This is a genomic window from Massilia endophytica (assembly GCF_021165955.1).
In the GTDB taxonomy this organism is placed as follows: Bacteria; Pseudomonadota; Gammaproteobacteria; order Burkholderiales; family Burkholderiaceae_D; genus Rugamonas; species Rugamonas endophytica.
The window spans coordinates 5344258-5366457 of the sequence record NZ_CP088952.1 but is presented as its reverse complement, the minus strand read 5'-3'; the positions used below and the strand labels follow the sequence as shown (position 1 = coordinate 5366457).

Annotated in this window: 17 protein-coding genes; 8 read left to right on the top strand and 9 right to left on the bottom strand. The window is 66.9% G+C overall.

Features of this window, described 5'->3' with window-relative positions:
• Positions 1-14 precede the first annotated feature (14 nt).
• Complete coding sequence (locus LSQ66_RS24555) at positions 15-2801, bottom strand: bifunctional diguanylate cyclase/phosphodiesterase (protein WP_231767772.1); 2787 nt, start codon at positions 2799-2801, stop codon at positions 15-17.
• Positions 2802-3023: 222 nt separating this feature from the next.
• Between LSQ66_RS24555 and wrbA the strand changes: the two genes are divergently transcribed.
• The 5 genes from wrbA (at position 3024) to LSQ66_RS24530 (ending at position 6913) form a co-directional block, all read left to right on the top strand.
• Positions 3024-3623 carry an NAD(P)H:quinone oxidoreductase gene (wrbA, locus tag LSQ66_RS24550; protein WP_231767771.1) on the top strand — a complete coding sequence of 200 codons (600 nt, stop codon included), beginning with the start codon at positions 3024-3026 and terminating at the stop codon, positions 3621-3623.
• Between the two features lie 7 nt (positions 3624-3630).
• A complete protein-coding gene (locus LSQ66_RS24545; RefSeq protein ID WP_231767770.1) occupies positions 3631-4329 on the top strand; it encodes a dienelactone hydrolase family protein in 699 nt (232 codons plus the stop codon).
• A gap of 46 nt (positions 4330-4375) precedes the next feature.
• Complete coding sequence (locus LSQ66_RS24540) at positions 4376-5113, top strand: substrate-binding periplasmic protein (protein ID WP_231767769.1); 738 nt, start codon at positions 4376-4378, stop codon at positions 5111-5113.
• A gap of 90 nt (positions 5114-5203) precedes the next feature.
• On the top strand, positions 5204-6433 hold the full coding sequence (locus LSQ66_RS24535; protein WP_231767768.1) for a PQQ-dependent sugar dehydrogenase: 1230 nt from the start codon (positions 5204-5206) through the stop codon (positions 6431-6433).
• Positions 6434-6469: 36 nt separating this feature from the next.
• On the top strand, positions 6470-6913 hold the full coding sequence (locus LSQ66_RS24530; RefSeq protein ID WP_231767767.1) for a thioesterase family protein: 444 nt from the start codon (positions 6470-6472) through the stop codon (positions 6911-6913).
• Between the two features lie 15 nt (positions 6914-6928).
• Here the strand turns inward: LSQ66_RS24530 and LSQ66_RS24525 are convergent, their stop codons facing one another.
• Positions 6929-7429 carry a DUF3016 domain-containing protein gene (locus LSQ66_RS24525; protein ID WP_231767766.1) on the bottom strand — a complete coding sequence of 167 codons (501 nt, stop codon included), beginning with the start codon at positions 7427-7429 and terminating at the stop codon, positions 6929-6931.
• Positions 7430-7557: 128 nt separating this feature from the next.
• On the bottom strand, positions 7558-9792 hold the full coding sequence (locus LSQ66_RS24520) for a PhoX family protein (protein WP_231767765.1): 2235 nt from the start codon (positions 9790-9792) through the stop codon (positions 7558-7560).
• 157 nt (positions 9793-9949) lie between these two features.
• Between LSQ66_RS24520 and LSQ66_RS24515 the strand changes: the two genes are divergently transcribed.
• Positions 9950-10705 carry a DNA-formamidopyrimidine glycosylase family protein gene (locus tag LSQ66_RS24515; protein ID WP_231767764.1) on the top strand — a complete coding sequence of 252 codons (756 nt, stop codon included), beginning with the start codon at positions 9950-9952 and terminating at the stop codon, positions 10703-10705.
• A 110-nt stretch (positions 10706-10815) separates the two neighbouring features.
• Positions 10816-12315, top strand: a complete 1500-nt coding sequence (locus LSQ66_RS24510; RefSeq protein ID WP_231767763.1) for an HD domain-containing phosphohydrolase — start codon at positions 10816-10818, stop codon at positions 12313-12315.
• A 97-nt stretch (positions 12316-12412) separates the two neighbouring features.
• Here the strand turns inward: LSQ66_RS24510 and LSQ66_RS24505 are convergent, their stop codons facing one another.
• The 5 genes from LSQ66_RS24505 to LSQ66_RS24485 all read right to left on the bottom strand — a co-directional run bounded on the left by LSQ66_RS24505 (position 12413) and on the right by LSQ66_RS24485 (position 18311).
• Complete coding sequence (locus LSQ66_RS24505; protein ID WP_231767762.1) at positions 12413-14362, bottom strand: GAF domain-containing sensor histidine kinase; 1950 nt, start codon at positions 14360-14362, stop codon at positions 12413-12415.
• A gap of 172 nt (positions 14363-14534) precedes the next feature.
• Entirely contained in the window at positions 14535-15335 is an 801-nt protein-coding gene (locus LSQ66_RS24500; protein WP_231767761.1) for a DUF4198 domain-containing protein, read from the bottom strand.
• 1 nt (position 15336) lies between these two features.
• On the bottom strand, positions 15337-16584 hold the full coding sequence (locus tag LSQ66_RS24495) for a DUF4331 family protein (RefSeq protein ID WP_231767760.1): 1248 nt from the start codon (positions 16582-16584) through the stop codon (positions 15337-15339).
• 68 nt (positions 16585-16652) lie between these two features.
• A complete protein-coding gene (locus tag LSQ66_RS24490) occupies positions 16653-17462 on the bottom strand; it encodes a helix-turn-helix transcriptional regulator (RefSeq protein WP_231767759.1) in 810 nt (269 codons plus the stop codon).
• A gap of 81 nt (positions 17463-17543) precedes the next feature.
• The gene (locus tag LSQ66_RS24485; RefSeq protein ID WP_231767758.1) at positions 17544-18311 is read right to left on the bottom strand and encodes an isocitrate lyase/PEP mutase family protein; all 768 of its coding nucleotides are present in this window, start codon (positions 18309-18311) and stop codon (positions 17544-17546) included.
• A 513-nt stretch (positions 18312-18824) separates the two neighbouring features.
• Here LSQ66_RS24485 and LSQ66_RS24480 point away from each other — a divergent pair.
• Positions 18825-19202 carry a hypothetical protein gene (locus tag LSQ66_RS24480; protein ID WP_231767757.1) on the top strand — a complete coding sequence of 126 codons (378 nt, stop codon included), beginning with the start codon at positions 18825-18827 and terminating at the stop codon, positions 19200-19202.
• Positions 19203-19210: 8 nt separating this feature from the next.
• On the opposite strand, the gene LSQ66_RS24475 is transcribed toward LSQ66_RS24480, so the two are convergent.
• A complete protein-coding gene (locus LSQ66_RS24475; protein WP_231767756.1) occupies positions 19211-22186 on the bottom strand; it encodes a CHASE domain-containing protein in 2976 nt (991 codons plus the stop codon).
• Between the last annotated feature and the right edge of the window lie 14 nt (positions 22187-22200).

The window sequence follows — 22200 nt, the reverse complement described above, 5'->3', positions numbered from 1 at the left end:
TTTTGCTGGCCGCGCTATTCGAATTGCAGTGCGGGCTGGATCTCGTTCTCTTCCAGCAGGCGGGTGAAGGCCACGGCGGGCACGGGGCGGCTGAATACATAGCCCTGCATCTGGTGGCAGCCGTGGCGGCGCAGGAAGGCCAGCTGCTCCTGGGTCTCCACTCCCTCGGAAATCACCTGCAGCTTGAGCGTGGCCGCCAGCGCAATGATGGTGGTGACGATGGCCGCATCGTCCGGGTCGACCGTGATGTCGCGCACGAAGCTCTGGTCGATCTTCAGCACATCGATCTCGAAGCGCTTCAGGTGGGACAGGCTGGAATAGCCCGTGCCGAAATCGTCGATGGCCAGCGCCACGCCCAGTTTCTTCAGTTCGTGCATGACGGCAATGGCGCGTTCGACATCGTTCATCACCTGGCTCTCCGTGAGCTCCAGCTCCAGGCTGTGCGGCGAAATGCCCGTTTCCGCCAGCACCGTGGCGACGGTGGACACGAAGAGCGGATCGGCCATCTGGCGCGCGGACACGTTCACGGCCACGCGCAGGTGCGAGCGGCCCTCCAGCTGCCAGGCGCGCAGCTGCTGGCAGGCGGTGCGCAGCACCCAGGCGCCGATGGGAACGATCAGCCCCGTTTCCTCGGCCAGGGGAATGAAGCGGCTCGGCGCGATCATGCCCATCTCGGGGTGCTGCCAGCGGATCAGCGCCTCCATGCCCACGATGCGGCCGGAAGCGATATCGACCTGCGGCTGGTAGTGCAGCACCAGTTCGTGCCGCTCCAGCGCCGTGCGCAGGGCCGATTCGATCAGCAGGCGCTCGCCCAGCTGCTCGTTCAGGGCCGCCGTGTAGAACTGGTAGTTGTTGCCGCCCATTTCCTTGGCGCGGTACATGGCAATGTCGGCGCGCTCGCACAGCACGCCCGGCTCCACGCTGTCCGTGGGGTAGACGGAAATGCCCGCACTGCAGCTCAGGAACAGCTCCGTGTCGTCCAGCACCAGGCGGGCGGACAGGCTGTCGAGCACGCGCTGCAGCTGCTCTACGCGCGGCGCCATGGCGCCGCTCTCGGGCAGCAGCATCAGCGCGAATTCGTCGCCCCCGAGGCGGGCCACCGTATCGACAGGGCGCACGGCCGCCTGCAGGCGCGCCGCCACCACCTGCAGCAGGCGGTCGCCGCCCTTGTGGCCCAGGCGGCTGTTGGTGAACTTGAAGCGGTCCAGGTCGATCGACACCACCCACAGGGCGTGGCCCTTGCGTTCGGAGTGGGCGATGGTCTGGGCGATGCGGTCCTGCAGCAGCACGCGGTTCGGCAGCCCGGTCAGCGCGTCGTGCGTGGACTGGTGCAGCAGTTCGGATTCATAGGCCTTCATGGCCGTCATGTCGTGCTGGATGGCGACGAAGTGCGTGAGCGCGCCCTGCTCGTCGCGCACGGGCGAGATATAGGTCTCGTTCCAGAACATGCTGCCGTCCTTGCGGTAGCAGCGCAGGATGGCGTGCACGTCGCGCTCCTCGCGCAGGGCGTTGCGGATATCGACGATGCCCGGCTGGTCCAGGTCGCCGCGGTACAGCAGGCCGGGGCTGCGGCCCAGCACCTCCTGCGCGCTGTAGCCGCTGCTGCGCTCGAAGGCGGGGTTGACATAGACGATGGGATTGCCCGGCTGCGCCTCGGAGATGATGACGGCGTTCGTGCTGGACTCGATGGCGCGCTGGCGCAGCTGCAGGCTGGTGTTTACGGCCTTCAGCTCCGCCGTCGCCTGCTCCACCCGGCGCCGTACCTCGATATGGCGGTTGGCGAGCATGGCCACGAAGGCGGTACTGAACAAGGTCGCGAGCAGGCCCAGGGCCAGCACGGCCAGCGAGGCGATATGGTCGGCCAGCGCGGAATGGGGCGAGCCCGCCGCCACCACCAGCCAGCGCTTGCCCGCCACGTCGATGCCGATTTCGGCGGGCCGGGGCGGAGCGGGATACAGCCAGTCCAGCCAGCTGGCGCCGGGTACGGGGAGCGCCGATTGATAGACCAGGGCTTCGGGCACGGCTTCGCCCGCGGCATAGACCTCCAGGCCGACCGGACTGGGACCGCCCGCCGCCGGGCTGTGCAGCCCCGCGCGGGCAAAGATCTTCTCCACCATTTCGCCCGGCAGCAGGGCCATGGAGGTCTCGCCCACCACGGCCGCGCGGCGCGCCTGGACGGAATCGAGGGCCGCGCCGAAGCGGTAGACCGGCATGGTGATCACCAGGCCGATCCGGCTGCCGCCGCGCTGCACGAGGGTGAGCAGGCCGCCCGACACCGGCTCGCCGCTGTCATAGGCGCGCTCGCGCGCGCTTTCCTCTTTCACGGGAAACATGGTATCGAGCCCCAGCGCCAGCTCGTTGGCCTGGTAGGGAGCGACATACTCGATGACGCGGTAGCGCGGACGGTGTTCCGCCGGAACGGGACGGCCGTTGCGCATTTCCGTGACGCCGGCCCCCGGCCGGAAGCGGGACAGGCCAGCCTCCAGCGCCGGCCTTTCCGCATCGCTGATATACCGGAGGTAGCTCACGCCCAGCACGTAGGGATAGCGGACCATCAGGGGTTCGGCGAAGCGCTGGAATTCGTCGCGCTCGACGTGGGGGCGGCTGGCAAAGAGCTGGTTGACCGCGTAGAGGCCGGAGAGGGCCTGGCCCACGCCTTCCTTCAGGGCGAACACGCGCATCTGGGCGCGCTGCGCGAGCGTGAGCTCCAGCCGGTTCTGCTCCATCTGCGCGGCGCCCGCAAACAGCAGGGCCGTCAGCCCGGCGCCGCCCAGCAGGGCCAGCAGGGCCGCGCGCGGCAAGCGCCGCCCGCGCGGGCCCGGAGCCCCCTTCAGTTCCTGCGTCGTGCTAATCGTGCCACCCGTTCCATAACAAATCGTTAAAAACAGAGGTTAGCACGAACCGGCACGCTGGCGACACTGGCTGTTGCCGCGCCCCCCGTAATGAGCGCCGCGGTGCGGACCGGCTGGGTATAGTGGACGGCGCGGCGCAGCCGCATATCCCTTTCCCGACCGGAGACTGCAATGGCGAAAGTGCTCGTACTGTATTACTCCTCCTACGGCCATATCGAGAAGATGGCCAATGCCGTGGCCGAGGGCGCGCGCGAAGCGGGCGCCACGGTCGACATCAAGCGCGTGCCGGAACTGGTGCCCCAGGAAGTGGCCCAGAAATCGCACTACAAGCTGGACCAGCCCGCCCCCGTCGCGAAGATCGACGAGCTGGTGAACTACGATGCCATCATCGTGGGCACGGGCACCCGCTTCGGCCGCATGAGCTCGCAAATGGCCAACTTCCTGGACCAGGCGGGCGGCCTGTGGGCCAAGGGCGCCCTGCACGGCAAGGTGGGCGGCGCCTTCACCTCCAGCGCCACCCAGCACGGCGGGCAGGAAACCACCCTCTTTTCCATCATCACCAACCTGCTGCACTTCGGCATGACCGTTGTCGGCCTGAACTACGGCTTCGCGGGCCAGATGAAGCTGGACGAGGTCACCGGCGGCGCACCCTACGGCGCCACCACCATCGCGGGGGGCGACGGTTCACGCCAGCCCACGGAGAACGAGCTGGCCGGAGCGCGCTACCAGGGCCGCAATATCGCCGAAGTGGCGGCGAAGCTGCACGGCTGAGGCGGCCATGGACGCCAGCACCCGGTGGATCGACGTCCAGGTGGCCGACGGCAGCTTCGGCGCCTATCTCGCCCTGCCGCGCGGCGGCAGGGGGCCGGGCATTGTGCTGATCCAGGAGATCTTCGGCGTCAATGCCCATATCCGCTCCGTCTGCGAGCAGTACGCGGCGGACGGCTATATCGTGCTGGCGCCGGACATCTTCTGGCGCCGGGAGCCGCGTGTCGAGCTCAGCTACAACGAGCAGGACTGGAAGCGCGCCGCCGCCCTGAAGCAGGCCACCGACCAGCAGAAGGCGCTGGACGACATCGCCGCCACCATCGATGCGCTGCGCGCCCAGCCGGGCGTGGGGCCGCGCGTGGCCTCCATCGGCTACTGCTTCGGCGGCATGCTGTCGTACATGACGGCCCTGGGCGGCAAGGTGGACGCGGCCATCGCCTATTACGGCGGCGGCATCCAGGAGCGCCTGGAGCGGGCGGACCGGCTGGCCGTGCCCCTGCAGATGCATTTCGGCGGGCGGGACAGCTATATCCCGCCCGAGGCCGTCAAGAAGATCGGCACGGCCTTCGGCGAGCGGGAGGAAGTGGAGATCCACATCTACCCCGAGGCGGAGCACGGCTTCAACTGCTCCCACCGCAGCACCTACCACCAGCGCTCCGCCGCGGAGGCCCATGGCCACGCGCTGCTCTTCCTCAGCGAGCAGCTGTAGCGGACCGTGTGGGCAGTCCGCTTTCGGGCTGCGCTACAATTCCTGCATGAAACGCATTCTTGCGACTTGCCTGCTGGCGGCCGCCGCCCTGGCGGCCCAGGCGGCGCCGCTGCGCGTCGGCGGCTTCGTGGTGGCGCCCATCGTCAGCGGCCGTCCCGGCCTGCCGCTGGAGGGCGCCCTGCGCGAATTCATGGAGCAGCATGTCGCCAGCCAGGGTGTAGCCCTGCAATGGATGCCGCCCGCCTCCCTCCAGCGCTCCCTGGAGAGCCTGCGCAACGGCAGCCTGGACATCGTGCTCCTGCTGAGCGGCAGCCACGAGCGCGGACCGGGCATCGGCACCTTCAGCTGGAGCTATCTGCACACCCAGCCCCATCTTGCGGTACGGCGCGATTCGCCCCGGATGGCGGTCAACTCGCTGAACGAGCTGGCCGGCATGGAGATCGGCTGGCTGGCGGGCTCCCAGATCGTGGACGACCTGAAGCCAGTGCCGATCCGCTGGCAGTTCGTTGCCGCCACCGACTGGCAAACGGCGAACCTGCGCAAGCTCCAGGCGCGCCGCATCGATGCCGCCTTCTTCGAGAACGAATTTTCGCCCCGCTACTATGCGCGCCAGGCGGGCGTGGAGATCCGCCTGCTGCGCCTGCCCATTGCGGAGCGGCACTTCTTCATGGCCTACTCGCTCAAGGCGGACAAGGAGGCCATCGCCCGCTTCGACCGCGTGGCCTCGGCCGCTTTTGCGGATGAGCAATTCCGCTCCTACCTCGACCAATATATGCGCCGCTGAGGTGCGCTAGCGCACAGATGGGCCGCCGCGCCGACGGTAGCCTCAACACAGATGGCTCCCCCTTCGCGGGAGCGCGCGCGGAGGCGGCCTATGGAGCGATTCGGGACGGTGGTTCTGGGTGCAGCGTGTGCGCTGCTCGTCGGCTGTGGCGGCGGAGGCGGCTCTTCGCCGGATATGCCGCCCGCTCCGCCGCCGGTCACACCGCCGCCTCCTCCACCGCCACCGCCGCCGCCTCCTCCCCCGCCGCCGCCGCCCAGCTTCGCCGTGAAGCTCAGCGAAGTGGCCAGCGGCCTCAGCCAGCCGACCATGCTGGCCTCGCCCGCGGGCGACAGCCGCCAGTTCATCGTGGAGCGGCCGGGCCGCATCCGAGTGCTGTCGGGAGGAAGCCTGCTGGGCGCGCCTTTCCTCGATATCAGCGATGTGATCAGCACTTCAGGCGAAGGCGGCCTCCTGTCGATGGCCTTCCATCCGCAGTATGCGCAGAACGGCAGCTTCTTCATCTACTACACGGACAAGTTCGGCAACATCGCCATCGACGAGGCCAAGGTCTCGGCGGACGCGAACCGCGCCGATCCGGCATCCCTGCGCCGCATCCTCACCATTCCCCACCCCACGTACAACAACCACTACGGCGGCCTGCTGGCCTTCGGGCCGGACGGCTACCTGTACGCGGGCACGGGGGACGGCGGCGGGGCGGGCGATCCTGCAGGCAATGCCCAGAACCTGGATTCCCTGCTGGGCAAACTGCTGCGCCTGAACGTGAACGGCAGCGACCATATCCCGGCGGACAATCCCTATGTGGGCCAGCCGGGCCGGCGCGGCGAGATCTGGGCCAGCGGCCTGCGCAATCCCTGGCGCTTCGCCTTCGACAGCGCCACGGGCCAGCTGTATATCGCGGACGTGGGCCAGGACGAGCGCGAGGAGGTCAATATCGTGGCTGCCGCGCAGGCGGGCCTGAACTACGGCTGGGACATCATGGAAGGCACGGCCTGCTACAACGCCGCCAGCTGCAGCCAGGCGGGCTTCACCCTGCCCCGCTTCGAATACCTGCACGGGGCGGGCAATGCGAACGGCTGTTCGATCACGGGCGGCTATGTCTACCGGGGCAGCGCCATGCCGGAGCTGGCGGGCCGCTACCTGTATTCGGACTACTGCAAGGGCTATCTCAAGAGCTTCCACTTCAGCGGCGGGGCGGTGGCGGAATCGAAGGACTGGGGCGTGGGCAATGTGGGCTCCATCCTCTCCTTCGGCCAGGATGCGCAGGGCGAGCTCTACATGCTGTCGGACAGCGGCCGGGTTTACAAGATCGTGCGCCAGTAGGCGCTACAATGGGAGTTTTCGTAACGCCGTCCCGCCATGGCCAGACTGAAACTTGAATTTCCCGACGAGCTGTTCTGCTTCTCCACCCAGCTCACGGTGCGCGTCACCGACATCAATGCCGCCAACCATCTGGGCAACGACTCGATGGTGTCCATGCTCTCGGAGGCGCGGGCGCGCTTCCTCTACGAGAGCGGGATCCAGGAGGTGGATGCCGAGGGCACGGGCATCATCGTGACCGACCTGGCCACCATGTACCGCGCCGAGGCGCACGCGCGCGACGTGCTGGTGTTCGAGGTGGGGGTCATGGACTTCAACAAGTACGGCGGCGACATCATCTTCCGCGTCACCCGGCCCAAGGACCGCACCCTGGTGGCGATGGCGAAATACGGCTTCGTCTTCTACAACTACCAGCGCAGCCAGGTGGTGCCGATGCCGGAAGAATTCCGCGCCAAGTTTCCCCGGGTGAACGAGGCCCACTAGGCGCGGCGGCAGGGCTTATTTGCTGCTCAGCTTGGGGGAGCTGATGGTGTTCTTGTACCAGTCGTCCACCATCTGCTTCTCATAGCGCAGCGGGTCGCCGGAAGAATAGCGGTTCAGGCGGTCCAGGTACATCATGTTGCTGATGGTCGTTTCGCCGCTGCGCAGCACCTGGCCGTTCTGCTCCAGGGTGTAGCGCAGCTTCATCGTCGGCCAGTCGGCGCCGCCGCGCATCAGGCGGATATCGTTGTTGAAGTTCCAGCGCGCGGGCTCGATGCGGCCCGCCAGGTCCAGATCCTCGACGGTGATGCGCAGGTCCTGCCCGGCAGGCAGTTCCTGGGCCAGCTTGTTGAAATGCTCGGTCAGCTGGCGCAGAACCTCCTCCCGGTCCACGGGCGAGAAGGGCATATCGCGGTAGTTATCGGGGTGTTCATACGTGACTGTCACGCCGGCGGACGCAGCACCGGCGGCGGCCACCAGGAGCACGGCAGCCAGAAGATTGCGTTTTGGACGTAGCATGATCATTTCCTTTCCATGTTCAGGCCTACCATATTACGCCGATTGCCGGGGAAAGGAGCGGCGGAAAACTTTGCTTACCAATAAAACGGGCCGGATACTTCCGGCCCGTTTTCCGTCGCGCGCGGCGCTTAGCTGCCGATGCGTCCGCCGTCGTTCCTGGTGATCACGATGGTGGCCGAACGGGGCCGCTTGCCAGCGCCGTAGCCTGCGTTGCTGGGCCACTGGCTGCTGTACTTGCTGGGGTCGGCAATATTGGCCTGGCTGGTGCCCTCGCCCGGGTGCTGGATGTTCACGAACAGGGCCTTGCCGTCCGGCGTTTCCGTAATGCCGGTCAGCTCGCAGTCCACGGGGCCGACCAGGAAGCGCTTCAGGGTGTCCGCCGTGGGCGCCTTGCCCACATAGGTGTCCACATTCAGGGCGGCGCCCGCCGCCGTCGTGTAGCCCAGGGTGGTTTTCTTGCCATCGCCCACCTGTCCCGGCAGGCCTGCCAGCATCATGCAGTTGGTGACGTCGGTGTAGGCGCCGTCGTCCGTCTGGATCCAGAGGATGCCGGTGGCGGGGCTGAAGGCCAGGCCGTCCGGGCTGGAGAAGTCCTGGTCGGCGGTCAGGCTGGACAGGTTCACGGTGCCCGCCGGGGCGCCGGACTCGGCGGCGAACAGGTAGACGTCCCAGGTGAACGTGCCGCCCGCGCTGCCGCCGCTGCCTTCCTTCAGGCGCAGGATATGGCCGTTCGGGTTACCGCTCTGGGCGCTCGAACCCTTCATGTCGGTATAGGCGCGGGGGTTCGCCGCGTCCGGCGCGAGGGCGGAGGAGCCGCTCGGGTTCACGCTGCGGTTGCTGTTATTGGTCAGCGAGAAGTAAACCTCGCCGTTCGCCGGGTTCACCGTGCACCACTCGGGACGGTCCATTTTGGTGGCGCCCACGGCATCGGCCGCCAGGCGGGCGTTGACGAGAATGTCCGCCTGGTCGGCGAACTTGTAGCCCGCGTAGCCGGCGATGGCGGCGTTCGACATGCTCAGCTCGATCCAGCTGCCGCTGCCGTCGGCGGCAAACTTGGCCACGTAGAGCTTGCCTGAATCGAGATACTTGTCGCCCGTGGCCAGCAGGTCGGCCGGGGCCGCGTCGGCCGCGCTCCAGACGGCGGTGGACACGAACTTGTAGATGTACTCGTTGCGCGAGTAGTCGCCCATGTAGACGGCCAGGGGCTGGCCCGCGACCGGCTTGCCGAAGGCGGCGCTCTCGTGGGCGAAGCGGCCCAGGGCGGTACGCTTCTTCAGTGCGCGGGTCCTGGTGTAGGGATCGGCTTCCACGATGTAGCCCATGCCGTTCATCTCGTTGCGGTAGTCGTCGCTGCCGTCCGTGGAGGCGCCCAGCTTGCTGTTGTTCCAGCGCGCGTACTTGTCCTCGCTGCCGCCGCTTTCCCAGCCGTGGCGCGATGCCGCCCCCTGGTTGCGGCCGTAGCGCTTGAGCGAGGCCACGCTCTTGTCGTTCCCGCGCGCCGCGTCGTCGGCTGCGCCGCGCACGAAGTAGCCGGACCAGTTCTCCTCGCCCGTCACGAAGCTGCCCCAGGGGGTGCGGCCAGTGCCGCAGTTGTTCAGGGTGCCGCGCGTCTTCGTGCCGTGCTTCGAATACCTGGTGACCAGCAGGGCGTTGCCGCGCGCCGGGCCAGAGATTTCGCACTCGGTCAGGCAGGTGACGCGGCGGTTGAAGGCGGAATCCCTCACGTACCCCCACTTGCCCGAAGCCTTGCGCACTTCCACCACGGAGATGCCGTGCAGGGCCGTTTCGCGGTCGATTTCGGCGGCCGGGCGCGGCAGGGTGTTGGTGCCGCCGTTGGCGTGGATGAAGAAGGAGGAAAGCTGCTGGTTGGTGGTGGCCTCGTGGTTGACCGCCAGCAGGCCGCGCTCGGTGGCGCTGGCCGAGGCCTTGCCGTCCGCGCCCAGGCCGAAGAACTCCATGCCGTCGTGGTGGTCGCCTGCGCGGTTCTCGAAGTCGGCATCCGTGCCGTCGTTCTTGAAGGCGGTGGTGGAGGCGGTAAGCGGATCGCCCAGGGCGTAGAGCACCGTGGCCGTGTAGCCGGCGGGAACGGACACGCTGTCCGCCAGGCTCTTGGATACGGCCGTAAAGCCCAGCAGTTTTTCGGCCGGCGGCGCAGGCGGCTGGGGCGAGGTGACGGGCGGCGCCACGGGGTCGTCGCTGCCGCCGCAGGCGCTCAGGCCCAGGGAACCGAGCAGCACGCTGGCCGCCGAGGCGGCGCCGCCGCGCAGCAGGTTGCGGCGGCTGATGCGCTGGTCCAGTACGGTGCTGAAGTGTTCGTTGGGCGTGTCGTTGTAGCCGATGTCGTCGTGGTCGATTTTGCTCATGGTCCGTTCGCTTAGGTGGGGGAGGAAACTGCGGGCCATTCTAGGGATCAATCATGACAAGCTTGTGACCTTGGCAAGACCGTTCTGTGTGTGCCCGCACAGCGGGGCGGGACGGCGCATTGCACACTGGAGGCCTCATCATCAGCGGAGCCGCGCCATGCCGGAAGGACCATCGCTTGTCATCCTGCGCGAACTGGCCAGGGAATTCGAAGGACGCACCATCGCCAGCGCCCACGGCAACAGCAAGGCCGTGCGCTTCGAGCACCTGGTCGGCCAGCCCATCATTGCGCTGCGCACCTGGGGCAAGCATTTCCTGATCGAGCTGCCGCTGGTAACCCTGCGCATCCACTTCCTGATGTTCGGCAGCTACCGCATCAACGAGCGCAAGGAGAACAGCCCGCCCCGCCTGGCCCTGGGCTTCGAGGAAGGTGGCGAGCTCAACTTCTACACCTGCGCCGTGAAGGAAATCGAGGGCGATCTGAGCGAGCACTACGACTGGCGCGTGGACGTGATGTCGGACGAATGGAAACCGGCCCTGGCCCTGAAACAGCTGCGCGCCAAACCGGACATGCTGGCCTGCGACGCCCTGCTCGACCAGACCATCTTTTCCGGCGTCGGCAATATCATCAAGAACGAGGTGCTGTTCCGCATCCGCGTGCACCCGCTCTCGACCGTGGGCAGCCTGCCCGCCGCCAAGCTGCGCGAACTGGTCAAGCAGGCCCGGCAGTACAGCTTCGAGTTCCTGGAATGGAAAAAGGCCTATGTGCTGAAGCAGCACTGGCTGGCCCACACCAAGCGGATTTGCCCACGCTGCAACATCCCCTTTTCCAAAGGTCACCTGGGCCAGACCCGGCGCCGGAGCTTCTGGTGCGAGCGTTGCCAAAAACGTTACGAAGCTTCAGGAGTGTTGTAAAGAGTTGCGCACTCTTTATTGCCTGTTGTTAATGGGGTAAGCTAAGAATACAATCGATCAGTGCGCGTTATCCACGCGCGAACCGGTGTCTTTTTGCGGAATCCACCCCTATGTCCTTTTTGTCTTCAGCGTCGCCCAAGCTACCGCCATGGAAAATCCTGCTGGTCGATGACGAACCCGATATCCATGACGTCACCAAGCTGACGCTGAGCCGCTTCCGCCTGGACGGCCGTTCCCTGAGCTTCCTGCACGCCTACAGCGGCGAGGAGGCCAAGCAGGTGCTGGCGAAGGAAAGCGATATCGCCCTGGTCTTCCTGGACGTGGTGATGGAGAAGGAGGACAGCGGCCTGGAGGTGGCGCGCTGGATGCGCCAGGACCTGGACAACCAGTTCACCCGCATCGTGCTGCGCACCGGCCAGCCGGGCCAGGCGCCGGAAGAGCGCGTGATTGTCGACTACGACATCAACGACTACAAGGAAAAGACCGAGCTCGACCGCACCAAATTGTTTACGACAACATTTGCTGCACTGCGGGCCTACCGCGACATCATGAAGGTCGAGGAAGCCCACCGCCAGCAGATGAACCTGCGCGAAGGGCTGGAACGGGTGATTGCGGCCTCGGCCCATATCTTCCAGCAGCGCAACTTGAAAGACTTCGCCCACGGCCTGCTGCAGCAGGTGGTGGCCCTGCTGCGCCTGGAAAACAGCATCCTGGTGCGCCTGCGCGGCGCCACGGCCGTGACCGGCGAGCAGGACTATGAAGTGCTGGCCCAGATTGGCGAAGAACCCCTGCTGACGCCGGACGTGCTGGGCAAGCTCGACCCGTCCCAGCGCAACCGCATCTCCAAGCTGGAAGGCGACACCTATGTCGGCTACTTCCCGAACAGCAGCGGCAAGGCCTCCGTGCTCGTGCTCAAGGGCGTGGAAGAGATCTCGGACATCGACGCCAAGCTGCTGGAAATCTTCTGCAGCGGCGTGGCGATCGCCTTCGACAATATCCTGCTGAACCAGGAAATCACCGACACCCAGGCCGAGCTCATCATGCGTCTGGGCGACGTGGTGGAATCGCGTTCCAACGAAGCGGGCAACCACGTGCGGCGCATGTCCGAAATCTGCCACCTGCTGGCGCAGGCGGCGGGGCTGCCGGAAGACGAAACGGCGGTGCTCAAGCACGCCGCGCCGATGCACGACATCGGCAAGATCGCCACGCCGGACTCCGTGCTGCTCAAGCCGGGCAAGCTCGACCCGGCCGAATGGGAGATCATGAAGCAGCACCCGGCGGTGGGCCTGTCCATCCTGGACGGCTCGCAGCGCCCGATCCTGAAGGCCGCGGCCGTGATCGCCCACCAGCACCACGAAAAATACGACGGCACGGGCTACCCGCAAGGCCTGCGCGGCGAAGACATCCACCTGTACGCGCGGATCGTGGCCGTGGCGGACGTGTTCGACGCCCTGATGCACAAGCGCTGCTACAAGGACGCCTGGCCGGTGGAAAAGGTCACGGAGCACCTGCGCGAAGTGGCGGGCCACCACCTGGACCCGAAATACGTCGAGCTGCTGGTCCAGAACATCGACAAGGCCCTCGCCATCACCGAGCGTTACCCCGACTAAACCTTTCTTAAAGGTGACTCGGCGTCCCCGTCTGTCCCCAAATAGGAAATATTTCCTATTTGGGGACAGACGGGGACGCCGAGTCACCTTTAAGCAATTATTTGCGCTGGTCGCGCGGGAAGCGCAGCTGGTAGTGCAGGCCGTTGCCCGGCGAGCTTTCGACCTTCACCGTGCCGCCCAGGGCGCCCGTCACCAGGTTGAAGAGGATGTGCGCGCCCAGGCCGCTGCCGCCGCTGCCGCGCTTGGTGGTGAAGAAGGGGTCGAAAAGCTGGCCCAGCGTTTCCTTGTCCATGCCCACGCCGTCGTCGCTGTAGTTGAAGACGACGTGGTCGCCGTCCAGCCGTCCCGTGATGCTGATCTTGCCCGGCTTGCCTTCCTCGAAGCCGTGCACCAGCGAATTCATCACCATGTTCGTCACGATCTGCGACACCGCCCCCGGGAAGCTTTCGAGGTTGATGTCCACCGGGCAGTCCACTTCCACCTTGACCGGCTTGCCCTTCAGCTTCGGCTGCAGGGAGAGCAGGATCTCGTCGATGTACTTGGACAGGTTGAAGCTGCGGATATTGTCCGAGGACTGGTCCACCGCCACCTGCTTGAAGCTGCGCACCAGCGCCGCCGCGCGCTGGGTGTTGGTGGTCATGATGCGCAATGACTGGTCGATGACGTCGAAGAAACCGTTCAGGCCATCCTCGTCCAGCCGCCCCTCGGCCAGGTCTTCGCGCGTGAGCTTCAGTTCCTGCACCAGGTGCGAGGTGGCCGTGACGCAGATGCCCAGCGGGGTGTTGATCTCGTGCGCCACACCCGCCACCAGCCGTCCCAGGGAGGCCAGCTTCTCCTGCCGCACCAGCTCGGACTGGGCTTCCTGCAGTTGGGTCAGCGCCGTGTTCAGGGCCGCGTTCTGTTCTTCCAGCGAGGCCTTCGCCTTGCGGATGGCGCGGTCGGCGTACAGGCGGGCCAGCGCCACGGCGACGTGGCTGGCCATGAAGGCGAGAATGTCGAGGTCGGCCTGGGTGTACCAGACGCTGTCGTCATAGCTCTGCACGATGATGACGCCGTAGGCCTGGTCGCCCAGCAGCATGGGCGCGCCCATCCAGCTGGCGATGTTCTCGTTGCCCAGGGGCTCGGCGATCTGGCCCGACGCCACGAGGGCGCGGTAGCTGGCCGTGTCCAGCAGCTGCGGCTGCTTGTGCTTGAGCACATAGGAGCTCATGCCGATGCCGTACTGGAAGCGCTTCACGGGCGCCTCGTGGTCCTTCTCGTCCACGAAATAGGGGATGCTGATTTCCTGCGTGTCCGGGTGGTAGAGGGCGATCAGGAAGTTGGGCGCGACGATCAGGCCGCTGATAATCTGGTGCAGGCGCTCCGGCAGCGCGCTCGTATCGGAAGCGGAGGCGGACAGGCTGGCGATTTCGTACAGGGCGCGCTGCAGGCCTTCGGCGCGGCGGCGCTCGGCCACCTCGTGCTCCAGGCGCAGGGTGCGTTCGCGCACCGCGCGCTCCAGGCGGTCCATGCTTTGCAGCCCTTGCAGGGCGCTCGACACATGGTTGGCGATGAGCGCGAACAGAGCCTGGTCTTCTTCGTTGAAAGTGTGCTGCTTGTCGTAGCTCTGGATGACGATGGCGCCCAGCACCTGGTGATTCTGGTCCAGCAGGGGGCAGCCCATCCAGTGTTCGGCCACGGTGCCCACGCCGAACGCGTCGCCGTTGCTCTGGTTGCGGGCGATATGCTCGGCCGCCGTCATCACCAGCTGCTGCTTGTTCAGGATGACCCAGGCGGTGGGCGACTGGTCGGCCGAGGCCAGGCCCACCAGCTCCAGGGGGTCGGGCGGATCGTCTTCCTCGTCCACGAAGTAGACGAAGCGCACCGTGTTGGCCGCGCCTTCCGCATCGCTCAGGGCCACGTAGAAGTTCGCCGCATACATGATCCTGCCCAGCGCGGCGTGGACGGCCTGGAGAAACTGGCGAATATCGGTGCAGCTCGAAGACTGCTGTCCGATTTCGAGCAGCATGCTCTGGACGGCCTCGAGGCGGTGAAGACGGCTTTCCATCTGAATCCCTTTATCAATGCATCCGGGCAATATAGCAGGCGGCCTCATCCGAGGCCAGCAAGATCGCACAAATGCAACAGCCCGGCGCGCCTCCCCGACCGCAGGGTTTCCTAAAGGGGACAGACCCCTTTAAGAAATTTTCCTAAAGGGGTCTGTCCCCTTTAGGAAATTTCTATTCGAAGCCGAAGCTGAGGCTGGAGAAAAGGGTTTCAAAATCGGTTTCGGCGCCCGGCGGAAGGACCCGGGTCCAGGCCACATGCAGCATCCAGCGGCCCCGGCCGGGCGGGGTGAAGGCGGCGCGGCCGCTGGCGTCGCTCAGGCGCACTTCGGCGGCTTTTGCATCATCGTCAAGATTCGTGAGCCGGATCGTAGCCCCGGCCAGAGGCTTGCCGCGGTATAGCACCCGCACCGGCAGCACTGCCTGCGGGCTGACGTATGGATTCACTTCCGGGACGATCTCCAGCGCCAGCCCCACGGGCTGCGTGAAGGCCGCCGCTCCGCCGCCCTGCCCCGCCTGCACCAGGACCTTGGCGCAGCGGCCGTAGCGCTCCGCGCCTTCGGCCGTCATGGCCTTGCGCCGTTCGCGCTCCGCCAGCGCTGGCGCCAGTCCTTCGGCGCGCAGGTGGGCGTTGAAGCGCGCGGCGGAAAGGTGGCTTTGCGCCCGCGTGTCCGTTTCCAGCGCCAGCACGTAGCTGCCCGGTTGCGGCAAAGCCAGGACGCGCGAGCCGAGCGCCGGCCGCAGGTCGATAGCCTCACCGCCATCCGGCACGGCGGAGAAGCGCAGGATGCGGCGCGCAGGCAGCAGCGAGCGCTGGCGCTCGGCGCCGTGACCCACCAGCAGCGACAGCGGCACCGCCACGCCAGGGTCCATCTGAAAGCGCTGCGGCTGCATCCAGAATTCGTGGGCGCGGCCTGCCGTGCAAGTGGCGAATGCGGCGGCGGCCAGCAGCCAGCTAGCGAAAGTGCGGCCCATCTCAGTACGCCTCGGTTCCGGAGATCGCGCCACGCGGGTCGGCCGCCGTATCGGGCGCGGCGAGGAAGGGGAACACCGTGTCCGAGTGCTCCTTTTCGTCGCGCGCCACGCCGTCGTCGATGCCGCTGGTGCTGCCGTTGGCGAGCAGCGAGCGGTAGACGTTCACGGCACTGTAGGACGGGGCGCGGCCGCCGCAGTCGCCGCGCCATTGCGCCTGCCCGCTCAGCTGCGCCAGCTCCACCGCGAAGAGCTGGGTGCACTGCCGCGACGAGGCGTTCACCCACAGCCTGTCGTCCGCAAGCAGCTTCGCGAGGCGATGGTAGCGCGCCTGCGGCGCGGCCTTGGGGTCCGCAAGCCATTGGTTGCCGCAGGCGCCGTCGAAGCCGTCGTACAGGGCCAAGCCTTGTGCGATCTCGGGCACGAACCTGGCCGACTTCGACGGTGTGGCGGCATTGTATTGCTCTTTCAGCGCGTCGCTCACTTCATCGCTGGCGATGGTGCCCAGCAGAGCATTGCCCGTGAGCGGCCTGCCAGCGCGGTCGATCTGGCGCCTGCCCTGCACGGTGGCTGCCCATACACCCAGCACCTGCCCTCCTTTCGCCACCAGCGGCAGGTCGATGGACACCACCAGTGCCGCCGTCGTCCAGCCCTTGAGGAAATTGCTGCCCGGCTGGCCGTCGGTGTGCCGCCATTCCGTCTGCAGGTTGGCTACCTGGTCCCCGTCCAGCATGGGGCAGCTGGCGGCATCGCGCTGGGCGCCCTGCTGCAGGCCCGTGAAGACGACGGAATATGCGGCCCGCGTGCCGCGCACATTATTGAAAAAAGGGTCGTCGCGCAGGCCCGCGAATACGCGGAAGCCGTGCTTGCGGCTCTCCAGTCCTGCTTCGCGGCTCGCGTCGCCTTTCGCTTCGTCCGCATCGCCTGCCCTGCACTGCGTGATGCCGGGCGACGGGAAGCGGCAGCGTATGTCCATGCTGCGGCGCGTGCGGCCTACCTGCGCGCCGCTGTCGATATGGAAGATGTATTCGATGCGGTCCGAAAAACGGCGGCCGACGATCGTCATCGCCAGATTCAGGCGGCGGCCGTCCGGCGCCATCCAGGCGTACAGGTCGCCGATATCGGCGCGCGGATCGGCGATCACGCTTGGTGTATCGAGATGGTCCGAGGCCTGCGCGGATGCCGCAAGCAGCGTGCACATGGCCAGGACTCGGGACGGTTGCCGCAAGGCGGCGGACAGGAGCTGCATCATCGTTTTCTCTGTGAAGTGAACGGATGCAGCACTATCCCCGACATGCGGCGGGCGCGCTGTCGGAATCTTTAGCTGGCGCGAACGGCGGACGGCGCGCGGCCGTACAGCTGGCGGAAGCTGGCGCTGAAGTGGCTGTGGCTGGAGAAGCCGAGGTCGAAGCTCAGGGCGGAAAGGTCGTCGTAATCGTCCATCAGGGCGAGCGCGCGCGCCAGCCGCAGCTGCAGCTGGTAGCGATACAGAGGCATGCCTTCCGCCTGCTGGAAGGCCTGGGTGAGATAGACCGGCGAACCGCCGACCTGCTCCGCGATCCCGGCGAGCGTCCAGCGGCGGGCGGGATCGCTGGCCAGCAGAAGCTTGATGCGTTCGGCGAGCTTGCGCTTCGCATGGCTGGTGGATTTGTGCGGGACGCCGCCGATGGCGCCGCGCAGCAGCGCCATCGTCCGGGTTTCCGCTTCCAGCGGGTCGCCTCCCGCATGCAGGGTACGCAGCAGTTCGGCGAGCTGGATCTGCACATCCGGGCCGATGCGCTGGTGCTGCTGTAGGAAGCGCGCAGCGCCGCCAGGCTGCAGCATGGCGGCCGGCGCCAGTTCATGCAGCACTTCGTCCGCCACGAAGAGGGAAAGGCAGTCGTCCCCGCCCTCCACGGGATGGCTCACGCTGTATTCCTGCCCGCTGTTGAAGAACAGGACCTGGTTGGCGTCCGCCACGCTCAGGCTCTGCCCCACATGCCGCACATAGACGCCGCGATAGGGAAAGACGATGTGCGTGGCGCTCGCGCATTCCGCCTCGCTCTCATGCTTGCAGCCGCCCGCGCAGCGCACATGGCTGATGGTGATGGACGGTGTGCCGAGCAGGCGCTCAACCGCGATTTCCGGCATGTGGGTTCCCCTGAATGCGATACCGCGATTCTGGGGGACGACGCATGCATCTGTCCATGACCTCGGGGGTCATGGATATTCTCACCTCCAGTTCTGAGCCTCCTTCGCCGCCTGCTCCAGCGCCCGCATCGCCAGCAGGTAGGGCTGGGGACCATAGCTGACGCGGGCGACACCCAAGGCTGCCAGCCGCGCCACCGGCGGCGTGCCGCCATCGGCCATGATGTTGAGCGGCAGCGGGCTGGCCTCCGCCAGCTTCGCGATCAGGGCCTCATTTCCAAGGCCAGGAACGAACAGGCAATCGGCTCCCGCTTCGGCGTAAGCTGATGCACGGGCAAGCGCTTCATCGGCGAAGCCAGCATGGCTGGCCGGGTCGCTGCCCAGGAAAAGGTCGGTCCGCGCGTTGATGTAGAAGTCCGGCAGCAGCGCGTCCGCAGCGGCGCGTACTGCGCGGATGCGTGCCGCCTGCGCTTCGATGCCGCGCAGCGTTCCGCCTTCGAGGCCGTCCTCCAGGTTGCAGCCCACGGCGCCTGCCCGGATGGCTTGCATGGCGGATGCCTGAACTTCGTCCGGCCCCGCGCCGTAGCCCCGTTCCAGGTCCAGCGTGACCGGCAAGGCCACCGCCCTGGCGATGCGTTCCAGGTTCGCCAGCGCCAGCTCCAGGGGCAGGGCCTCGCCGTCGGGATAGCCGTTGGCCGCTGCCACCGACCAGCTGCCCGTGGCGATGGCGGCCGCCCCGCTCCGTTCAACGGCCACGGCGCTTCCCGCGTCCCACGCGTTGAAGAGGATAAGGGGCTGGCCTGCCCGGTGCCGGGCGCGGAAATCACGGGCTTTCGCGGTCTGGTCTTGCATGGTGCTCTCCTGATATCGAAAAGCGCAGTACACCATGCTGAAGACCGTGCCGCTATCGGATTCTTTAGTCGCCGCGCACCCGGTTGGCGGCCCACGCCCGGCCGGCGCAGAGCATGGGCGGCCGCGGCAGCGGCACAATGGGCCGCGCAGGCGTATCGCCGCGTGGGTCGAGGGTGGGTGCGGGCCCGTCCTCGCGGTAGTGATGAATGATGAACGGCGGGATGGCCGGGGGCGCCGAAGGGGGGCTTTTCAGCCCGCCGCCACAGCGCCGTGCATGCTGGCGCATCCTGCGAATAAGCCTTGCCATGATGCCCTCCGTTGAGCGGGACAGGTTTTCAGTATAGAAAGGAATGTCCGGAATTCAAGTATTTGGACGCGGAAATCCGGCTGGTCCGGCCCGCGCGCCATTCATCCCGGCAAAGCTGCGGTTCGTCGCATGCCGGTGGTTCCGTGGAGGCGGCAGGCGTACAGTTCAACCATACCGAACAGGTTAACAACCCCGAAGAGGACATCATGAAAAAGCTGCTTGCCGTTACCGTCATTGCCCTGCTGGCTATCGCTGCCTTCAATTCGATAGATACGCACGATATGGTCTTCCACTGGGATGGCGAAGAGGTGGATGGGCCTCTGGAGGCGCTGCTGGCCATGCTGTTCGCCGGCGGCGGCCTGGTGATCGCCGCCATCGCCGTGACCTGCGCCGCGGTCTTCGTCGGCCTCCTGTTCGCAGGCCTGGGCATCCTGATGGTGGTGGGCCTGGCGCTGCTGGGCATCGTGCTGGCGGCGGCCATCGCGCCCTTCCTGCTGCCCCTGCTGATCCCCCTGGCGATCTTCTGGGCCATCCGCAAGCGTAACAAGCGCGTGGACCTCGCCAAGGACCACGCCACCGCCTGATAGTCCCCTCAGGAGCAGGCCCCGGCCTGCTCCACCCGGTTTCTCCCTCCCCGCTTCGCGCAGTACAGGGCCTCGTCGGCCCGGGCCAGCACCGCCTCCGCCTTCTCGTCTCCCGGATCCATCGCCGCGATCCCCACGCTGACCGTCACCGACAGGGTCAAGCCCTCCTGCCGCAGCGGCGTGGCTTCGATGCGCTGCCGCAGGCGCTCCGCGAAGACGCGCGCCGCTTCCGGGTCCGCGCCCGGCAGCAAGGCCGCAAACTCCTCGCCGCCCACGCGGCCCAGCATGTCCACCTTGCGCTGGCTTTCCTTCATCAGCGAAGCCAGGTGGCGGATCACGGCGTCGCCCACGGCATGGCCATGCTGGTCGTTGACGTTCTTGAAGTGGTCGATATCGAGCATCAGAACGGCCGCCTGCCCGTCCAGGCCGCGCAGCAGCCTGCCCTGCTGCTCTTCCAGCCGCCGCATGAACTCGCGCCGGTTCGGCAAGCCCGTGAGCGAGTCCGTGGTGGCCAGCAGCTGCAGTTCCTCGTTGAGGCGCTTGCGTTCCGTGATGTCGACGGTGGACACGATCACGAAGTCCAGCGTGTGGGCGTGGCCCGGCATCACCAGCAGGGTCAGTTCGTTCTCGCGCTGCACGCCGTCCAGGCGCAGGAAGCTGCTTTCGCAGGCGAACAGCTGCGCCCCCCGTGCCAGCGCAACAAGGGCCGATCCGAAGCAGGACATGTCGCTGTCCGCGAAGTTCTGCGCCAGGCTGAGGGCCGCCAGATCCTTGCCGCCCGCCGCCCCGCCCACCTGCGTGAGCGCCGCCGCATTCACGTCGGTGATGCGCACCAGACCCGCCAGCCGTTTCAGCTGGCTGGGATTGGCCTGCAGCCAGCCCGCCAGGTCTTCGACCCCGGAGGCCGCAATGTCCTGCAGGGCGGCGCGCACGGCGGACCAGTCCTGCTGCCACAGCGCCACCGGAGCGTTGTCGTACAGGCTGCGGAAGCGCGCCTCGCCCGAGCGCAGGGCCTGCGCCGCCTGCGCCTGCTCGATGGCGATGCCTGCAAGGTGGGCTGCCTGTTCGGCCAGGGCGATATTGGCCACGCTGCTGTGGCGCGGCTCGCGGAAGTAAATGGCGAAAGCGCCCAGCACCTTGCCGTTCGCGGAGCGGATAGGGTCGGACCAGCAGCTCAGGAGGCCCGCGCGCAGCGCCAGCTCGCGGTGCGTGGACCACAGGGAATCGTGCCGGATATCCTCCACGATCACCCGCCGGTTCTCCATCATGGCCTGGACGCAGGAACCCACGCCCTGCTGCAGCGCGGCGCCATCGATGGCCTTGTTGAAGAAGGCAGGCAGGTTGGGCGCCGCGCCGACGAGCACGCGACGCTTCTCCTCGTCCAGCAGGAGGATGCTGCACAGGGCGCCCGGATTGCCTTCTTCCACACCGAGCACCACGCTGTCCAGGATGGCGGGCAGGGGCGCGCCGCTCGCCAGCAGCTCCAGCACGCGGCTGCGCGTGCGTTCGCGCTGCACCGCCAGGGTGGACTCGGTCACGTCGCGGAAGGACCAGAGCCGCGCGGGCTCGTTCGCCAGGCGCAGCATGCGCAGGTACAGTTCGATGGTCCGGCCGTCCTTCAGGTGCAGCTGGTGCTTGTGCTCGTCGCCTTCGCTGAAAGGCCGTTTGCCCGCCTGCACGAAGGGCTCGGCCACTTCCAGCTGCTGCTCGATGTGTTTCATGAGGGTGCGCCCGTCCGCCTGCCAGTCCAGCTGCTCCGGCACATCCCACAGCTGGCGGAAGCGGCGGTTGGAATTGAGCACGCTGCCACGGAAGTTGTCGACCACGATGCCGTCGATGGTGGAATCGAGAATGCCGCGCAGCACGGCCTGGCTGTTCTGCGCGCTCTCCGCCATGACCAGCAGGCTTTGCTGGCCTTCCTTCAGCGCTTCCGCCATCTCGCGGCTCTGGCACAGGGCTTCGCGCGCCTTGCGCCGGCTCGCCGCCAATACCCAGGCCAGGGAGGCCAGCAGCAGGCTGAATGCGAGTCCCGTCAGCGCGAGGAGGCGCGGCTTGTCGGCGAACAGCGGCGGCCGCGTCTTGGCCGCGCCGATCTGCAAGGTCCATTGATGACCGGCGATGCGCAGCTTCTGCACGGTGCGCAGGGCGCGCGGCGGCAGCGGCGCTGGCTGGCTGTCGTACATGCGGCGCGTGGAATCGAGGCCGTCGCCATCGTAGATTTCGATATCGAGATCGGCCGCCTTGCCCCCGCCTATGCCCGCCATCACGTCGCCAATGCGGAAGGGCGAGTAGACCCAGCCCATGATGGCCGCGCGGCGCCGCGCGAGGGTATCGAGCGGCATGCCGTTGCGGTAGACCGGCAGCACGATCAGGAAGCCCGCCTGGCCCTTCGCTTCTGTCTCCTGCACCAGGCGTATCCTGCCCGTCATGGCAGGCAGGGCGGAATCGCGCGCCTGCTCCAGCGCGGCGCGGCGCACCGGGTCCTGCCAGGGATCGTAGCCGAAGGCCTTCAGGTTGGTGCCGCTGAAAGGCTCCAGGTAGACGATGGGGGTGTGAAAGGCGCCCTCGCCGGGAGGATAGGGCCGGTAGTCCTTGAAGCCTTCGCGCCGCAGCGACGCGACATGTTCGGCCATGCGGTCGTGCGGCACCAGCAGCATGTAGCCAACGCCCTGGATGCCGGGGAAGTGTTCGTTAAGCTGCTGGCCCGCCAGGTAGGTGTGGAACTCCTGCCGGTCCACGTAGTCCGAGCTGGCGAACAGGCCTTGGGCGCCGTACAGCACCTGCTGGTAGGCCTGCATGCGCAATGCGATGTTGTTGACCAGCTCGCGAACGCGGAAATCGAAGTCGGCCGCCGCGTCGCGCCGTGCGTCGCTGCGCGCGCTGTGCCACACCGTGGCGGTGGCGCACAGGCAAAGCGCGAATACGAGTCCCGACAGCCAGGGCGGGCTCAGGAGGTCCTGCAGGCGGATCGGGCGGATTTTCATCGCGGTTCACGTAT